Raw genomic sequence first — 6,175 nt, forward strand, 5'->3', positions numbered from 1 at the left:
GCGGCCCCGCGGCCTGCCGTCGGCGCCGGCCGCGGCTCCGCCGCCCCGCCGCTCCGGCCTCAGCCGCGCAGTATCAGCGGCTGGCCCGCCGCCACCAGGAGGATCTGTTCGCACTCGTCGCCGAAGGCGGCGTTCAGGCGGCCCAGTTCGTCGCGGAAGCGGCGGCCGGAGGGGGTGGCGGGGACCACGCCGGAGCCGACCTCGTTGGTGACCGCGACGACCGTGCGACGGGTCGCCCGTACCGCCGCGACCAGTTCCGCGACCCGCTCGCGCAGCGCCTCGCGGCCGCCCGACGACCAGCGCTCGTCGTCCCACGCGTCGATCCGGTCCATCGCGTCGGTCAGCCACAGGCCCAGGCAGTCGATCAGCAGCGCCGGGCCCTCGTCGGCGAGCAGCGGGACCAGGTCGCAGGTCTCGGCGGTCCGCCAGGAGCCCGGCCGGCGCTCCCGGTGCGCCCCGACCCGCTCCGCCCACTCCGGGTCGCCCTCCCGCTTCCCGGCCGTTGCCACGTACAGCACCTCCGGGAACGTCTCCAGCCGTCGCTCCGCCTCCAGCGACTTGCCCGACCGAGCCCCGCCGGTCACCAGCGTGCGCCGGGGCGGTTCCGGGACGGCGTGGTACTCGCCGACCGTCAGCGTCGTCCCGTCCGGCACCGCCCGCGCCCCCGCCGCCGCGAGCAACCGGTCCAGCTCCGGGCCCGGCGGAACGTCGTGGTCCAGGTGCACCGCGACCACGTCCGTCGTCGGCCCCACCGCGCCCGACGCCCGCAGCCGCGCCAGCGTGTCCGGCCGCCCGATCACATCCCCGAGCACCATGTCGTACGGAGGCCGCCCGTGGTCCGGCAGCCCGGCCGGCCCGCCGCCCGGTGGCAGGTACAGCACGTGCTCCCCGTCCGGCGAGGTCACCTCGTACCCCGTCCCCGGCGCGTCCATCGGCACCGCGCGCACCGTGTGCCCGCTGATCAGCGTCAACTCCCGACCGTCCGGCACCCGCCCCGCCGTCGGCAGCCCCGGCGGCAGCTCGACCGCCGGCCCGTCGTGCGGATGCGTCAACAGGACCTGCCGCACGCCCACCAGCGAGTGCCCCGCCCGCGCCGCGGCCAGCGCCGCCCCGGGGGTCAGGTCGAGCAGCAGCGCCCCGTCGACGAGCAGCGCTGTGGCGGCCCGTACGTACGGGCCACGGGAGACGGCGCAGCGGGCGCAGGGGCAGTCGGGGCGGGGGAGCCCCTCGGGGGCGCCGGTGCCGAGCAGAGTCAGTTCCACGCTCACGATCCTCCCGCGTCCCCTCCGCGCGTGCGCGCCCGGCTACGCTGCGGGCAGGAAACCGATCATCCGGTGAGCTCCGGGAGGCGCGCATGGCATGGACGTGGCGGTTCGAGAAGACCGACGGCAGCGAGGTCGAGCCCTCGGTGGTTCCGGAGGAGTTCACGACCCAGGGGGACGCCGAGTCCTGGATCGGCGAGTACTGGAAGGACCTCCTGGCGGGTGGCGCCGACCAGGTCGTCCTGTTCGAGGACGCGACGAAGATCTACGGCCCGATGCCGCTGAACGCGGAGGGCTAGGACGGGAGGGGTCGGGGGCGGTGCGGGTCGTACGCCCCGCCCCCGGCCGCCTGTCCGGGGCGTACGGCGTCCCGCCGCGCGACCCGCGCCCCTAGGGCCTGTCCGGCGGATCAGGGTCGGACAGGCCCTGGGGGGTGTCTGACGATCAGGGCCCTCGGCCCCCAGGCCCCCGCCCCTCAGCCCGCGTTCGCCGCCAGGAACTGCGTCGCCGCCAGCTCCGCGTACAGCGCGTCCCCTGCGACCAGCTCCGCGTGCGTGCCCACCGCCCGTACCCGGCCGGCGTCCATCACCACGATCCGGTCCGCCAGGGTCACCGTCGACAGCCGGTGGGCCACCACCAGGACCGTCGTCTCGCGCGCCGCCTCGGTCACCGCGTCCCGCAGGGCCAGCTCGTTGACCGCGTCCAGCTGCGAGGTCGCCTCGTCGAGGAGCAGCAGCCGGGGCCTCCGCAGCAGTGCGCGGGCGATGGCGACGCGCTGGCGCTCGCCGCCGGAGAGCTTCGAGCCGCGGTGGCCGACGACCGTGTCCAGACCGTCCGGCAGCCGCTCCACGAGCGCGTCGAGGCGGGCCCGGACGAGTACGTCCCGCAGCTCGGCCTCCGGCGCCTGCGGGGCGGCGAAGAGCAGGTTCTCGCGCAGGGTCCCGGACAGCACCGGCGCGTCCTGCTCGACGTACCCGATGGCCGCCCGCAACTCCGTGAGGGGCCAGTCCCGTACGTCCGTCCCGTCGACCAGGATCCGCCCGCCGGTCGCCTCGTAGAACCGCTCGATCAGCCCGAACACCGTGGTCTTGCCGGCCCCCGACGGCCCGACGAAGGCGGTCATGCCCGCGCCCGGCACCTCGAAGGAGACACCGTGGTGCACATGCGGCAGGTCCTCCCGGTAGCGGAACGACACGTCCTCGAAGACGACGGACGCTGAGGAGGCCGAGGAGACGGAGGCGGGGGAGGCAGGGGAGGAGGAAGGCGAGGCGGAGGCCTGAGCCGGGATCTTCGGCCGCTCGCCCGACGCCGCCGACTCCCGCCCCTCTCCCACCCCCTCCGTCTCCAGCCTCTCCGCCTCCAGGATCCGGGCGATCGCCGCCGACCCCACCTGGTACTGCGTCGCCGCCTCCACCAGCTTCGAGACCGGCTCGATCAGGTAGAAGAGGAACAGCAGGAAGGCGATCAGCGAGGACACGGATATCGCCCCGGACGCGACCCGCGCCCCGCCGATCCCCAGCACCGCCAGGAACGACACCTGCACCGCGAGGCCGATGGACGAACCCGCCATGGACTGCCACTTGGCGGACTTCACCCCGTGCCGCCAGGCACGCTCGGCCGCCGCCTCGACGACGGCCGTCTCCCGCGCCTCGGCCCCCGACGCCTTGATCGTGCGGAACGCCCCGAAGGCCCGCTCCAGGACCGTGGAGATCTCGCCGACGGCCTCCTGCGAGCGCTGCGTGGCGGCGGCGATACGCGGCATGAGGAGCGCGACCGCGCCGCCGATCACCACGATCACGCCGAGCGTGACGCCCAGCAGCACCGGGTCCATCAGCGCCATCATCACCAGCGTCGCGAGGAACGCCAGGCCGCCGGTCGCCGCCGACACCACCGACTGCGTGGTGACGGCCCGCAGCAGCGTCGTGTCGGAGGTGACCCGGGACATCAGGTCGCCGGGCTGGGTCTTCTCCACCTCGGGCAGCCGCAGCCGCAGCAGCCGGCCGATCAGCGTGCGGCGGGCGGCCAGGACCACGGACTCGGCGGTGCGCTCCAGGAGGTACGAGCCGAGCGCCTCGACGGCCGTGCCGAACACCACGAGCGCGGTGAGCACCACCAGTACCGAGGTGATCGACTGGTTCTCGCCGAGCCGGTCGACGAGTTCCTTCGCCGCGAGCGGCTGCGCGAGCCCGCTCGCCGCGCCGACCAGCGCAAGCGCCGCGCCCAGCGCGACGGCCCCGCGGTGCGGCCGGAAGTGTCCGTACAGCGCGCGCCACACCTCACGGGCGGGCACGGCGAGGTCGGCGGAGGGGTCTGCCTGTGCGGATTTCCCGGGATTCCCGGCGTTCTCGATGCTCACACGCCTCAGGACGCAGAACCCGCCCCGTCGCCTGACCGCGCGAGCGGCCGGTTTCGTGAGGCGGGTTCCAGCAGGTACCAGCTGAGGGGGACAGGCCCTAGCCGCGCACGCCGCACAAATGCAGGAGCGCCGCCACCCGGCGGTACGGTTCCGTCCGGCCCGCGCGGTCCTCGGCGGCGAGCAGGCGCTCCAGCTCGTCGACGGCTGGAAGCCCCGCGTCGTGCGGCACGCCTTCCGTGAAGACATGCACGCCGTACCAGGCGTGCAGCGGCGCGGCGATGCCCGCGAGGGTCGAGGTGAGCGCGTCGAGGCGGTCCGCGCGCACCTTGGCGCCGTACCGGTCCTCGTACGCGTCCGATTCGAAGCCCGCGAGCGCCCCCGCCCAGTTCCCGGACAGGCCCGGCCGCATCGCCAGGGAGTCCGCGTTCCGTACGACCAGGGACAGCAGGCCGCCCGGCGCCAGCATCCTGGCCAGACCGGCGAGCAGCCCGTCCGGCTCGGGCACGTACATCAGCACGCCGTGGCAGAGCACCACGTCGAAGCTGCCGGGCAGGAAGTGCACGCCCGTGTCGCGGCCGTCGCCCTCGATCAGCCGGACCCGCTCGCGGATCCCGGCCGGCTCGGTGGCCAGCGACTCACGGGCCGTCTTCAGCAGCTCGGGGTCGGACTCCAGGCCGGTCACCGTGTGTCCGGCCCGGGCCAGGCGCAGCGCCTGCGCGCCGTGGCCCATGCCCACGTCGAGGATCCGCAGCCGCTGACCCACCGGGTAGCGGGCGGCTATCTGCTCGTCGAGCTGGCGCGCGATCACCTCGTGCCGGATGGCGTCGCGCAGCCCGGCACGGCCGGGTGCGGCCGTGCTCGGGTCCGGCTGGAACGCCTCCGCGCTCAGGGCCGCTCTCCGCGCTTGACCTGCGGCTTCGGCAGCCGCAGTCGGCGCATCTGGAGGGTGCGCATCAGGCCGTACGCGACGGCGCCGCGCTTCGGCTCGTTCGGGAAGCGCTCGTTCAGCTGCTTGCGCAGCCGGATCGTCAGGCCGATCGAGTCGATCACGATCATGACGATGACGCCGAGCCACAGCACCAGCGAGATCTGCTGGAGGTTGCCCGCCCGGATCATCGACAGGACGAGGATCACCACGGCCATCGGCAGGAAGAACTCCGCGACGGCGAAGCGCGAGTCGACGAAGTCGCGCACGAAGCGGCGGACCGGACCCTTGTCGCGGGCCGGCAGGAAGCGCTCGTCGCCGGTCGCGAGGGCCTCGCGCTGCTTCGCCAGGTCCGTGCGGCGGGCCTCGCGCTGCCGGCGTGAGGCCTCCTTGCGGTCGAGCGGCGTGGTCTGCGCACGGCGGCGCTGGGACTGGGCGTCACTCCGCTTCGGGGTCGGGCGGCCCTTCGGGGCCTCGGGGTCGCGGGGCTGCTTGGAGAGGTCCGCCGTCACCTGATCGGTGGGGGCCTTCTCTTCCTTCGAACGGCTACGGAACACACAGCCAGGGTACGTGGTGGGAGGTATGAACCCCAGTGCGGGCGGGAACGATCCGCTAACGGCGTGCGTCTTCTTAGCCAGGTCCGGACGACACGCACCGGTCCCCTGAGGCCCGTCTACTCCCTGGGCCGGAGAAAGGGGCCCGCGCAGTCGTCCTTGGGGAGGAGCGCATCCGGCCCCGAACAGTGCGGTAATGGAGACAGGAACCGTACTGTGGGTTCTGTTGGAGTGCTTGAGCCGAAGTCCGTCAGAAGGGGGCGCGCGAAGCCCATGAGCGGTGTCATGAAGCGTATGGGGATGATCTTCCGCGCGAAGGCAAACAAGGCCCTTGACCGGGCCGAGGATCCGCGCGAAACCCTCGATTACTCGTACCAGAAGCAGCTGGAGCTGCTCCAGAAGGTGCGCCGCGGAGTCGCCGATGTGGCGACCTCCCGCAAGCGGCTGGAATTGCAGCTGAACCAGCTGCAGGGACAGTCGACCAAGCTGGAGGACCAGGGCCGCAAGGCGCTGGCGCTCGGCCGTGAGGACCTGGCGCGCGAGGCGCTGTCCCGCCGTGCCTCGCTCCAGCAGCAGGTCACCGACCTCGAGACGCAGCACCAGACGCTGCAGGGCGAGGAGGAGAAGCTCACCCTTGCGGCCCAGCGCCTCCAGGCCAAGGTGGACGCCTTCCGCACCAAGAAGGAGACCATCAAGGCGACGTACACCGCGGCCCAGGCCCAGACCCGTATCGGCGAGGCGTTCTCCGGCATCTCCGAGGAGATGGGCGACGTCGGCCTGGCGATTCAGCGGGCCGAGGACAAGACGGCACAGCTCCAGGCCCGTGCCGGCGCGATCGACGAACTGCTCGCCTCCGGCGCCCTCGACGACCAGTCCGGCATGCACAAGGACGACATCCAGGCCGAGCTGGACCGGCTCTCCGGTGGTACGGATGTAGAGCTGGAACTGCAGCGCATGAAGGCGGAGCTGGCGGGAGGGTCGTCGTCGCAGCAGGCCATCGAGGGCGGCACCGGCCAGTCGCAGTCCCAGCAGCAGCCGCAGGACACCCCACGCTTCGACAAGCAGTAGGGCCCACGCC

At 73.3% G+C, this 6,175-nt stretch carries 6 protein-coding genes; 2 read left to right on the top strand and 4 right to left on the bottom strand.

The genetic code is table 11. The features are described from left to right. Nucleotides 1–59: 59 nt before the first annotated feature. Nucleotides 60–1,262, bottom strand: a complete 1,203-nt coding sequence (locus tag VIU94_RS05780; RefSeq protein WP_331908230.1) for a bifunctional adenosylcobinamide kinase/adenosylcobinamide-phosphate guanylyltransferase — start codon at nucleotides 1,260–1,262, stop codon at nucleotides 60–62. A 92-nt stretch (nucleotides 1,263–1,354) separates the two neighbouring features. Here VIU94_RS05780 and VIU94_RS05785 point away from each other — a divergent pair, with 92 nt between their 5' ends. After that, nucleotides 1,355–1,561 (top strand): hypothetical protein, encoded by a 207-nt coding sequence (locus VIU94_RS05785; RefSeq protein WP_331908232.1) that lies wholly within the window; start codon nucleotides 1,355–1,357, stop codon nucleotides 1,559–1,561. 176 nt (nucleotides 1,562–1,737) lie between these two features. On the opposite strand, the gene VIU94_RS05790 is transcribed toward VIU94_RS05785, so the two are convergent. The 3 genes from VIU94_RS05790 to VIU94_RS05800 form a co-directional block, all read right to left on the bottom strand. Beyond that, entirely contained in the window at nucleotides 1,738–3,552 is a 1,815-nt protein-coding gene (locus VIU94_RS05790; protein WP_331908236.1) for an ABC transporter ATP-binding protein, read from the bottom strand. Nucleotides 3,553–3,715: 163 nt separating this feature from the next. Continuing rightward, on the bottom strand, nucleotides 3,716–4,423 hold the full coding sequence (locus VIU94_RS05795; protein WP_414720893.1) for a class I SAM-dependent methyltransferase: 708 nt from the start codon (nucleotides 4,421–4,423) through the stop codon (nucleotides 3,716–3,718). Between the two features lie 80 nt (nucleotides 4,424–4,503). Further along, complete coding sequence (locus tag VIU94_RS05800) at nucleotides 4,504–5,100, bottom strand: DUF3043 domain-containing protein (protein WP_331908234.1); 597 nt, start codon at nucleotides 5,098–5,100, stop codon at nucleotides 4,504–4,506. A gap of 297 nt (nucleotides 5,101–5,397) precedes the next feature. Between VIU94_RS05800 and VIU94_RS05805 the strand changes: the two genes are divergently transcribed. Continuing rightward, on the top strand, nucleotides 5,398–6,165 hold the full coding sequence (locus VIU94_RS05805; protein WP_331908241.1) for a PspA/IM30 family protein: 768 nt from the start codon (nucleotides 5,398–5,400) through the stop codon (nucleotides 6,163–6,165). The last annotated feature ends 10 nt before the right edge of the window (nucleotides 6,166–6,175 follow it).

Source organism: Streptomyces sp. (genome assembly GCF_036566765.1).
GTDB lineage: Bacteria > Actinomycetota > Actinomycetes > Streptomycetales > Streptomycetaceae > Streptomyces.

Excerpts from the sequence above, each read along its gene's own strand:
- VIU94_RS05805 (WP_331908241.1), top strand. The coding sequence starts at position 5,398 with ATGATCTTCCGCGCGAAGGCAAACAAGGCCCTTGACCGGGCCGAGGAT.
- VIU94_RS05785 (WP_331908232.1), top strand. The coding sequence starts at position 1,355 with ATGGCATGGACGTGGCGGTTCGAGAAGACCGACGGCAGCGAGGTCGAG.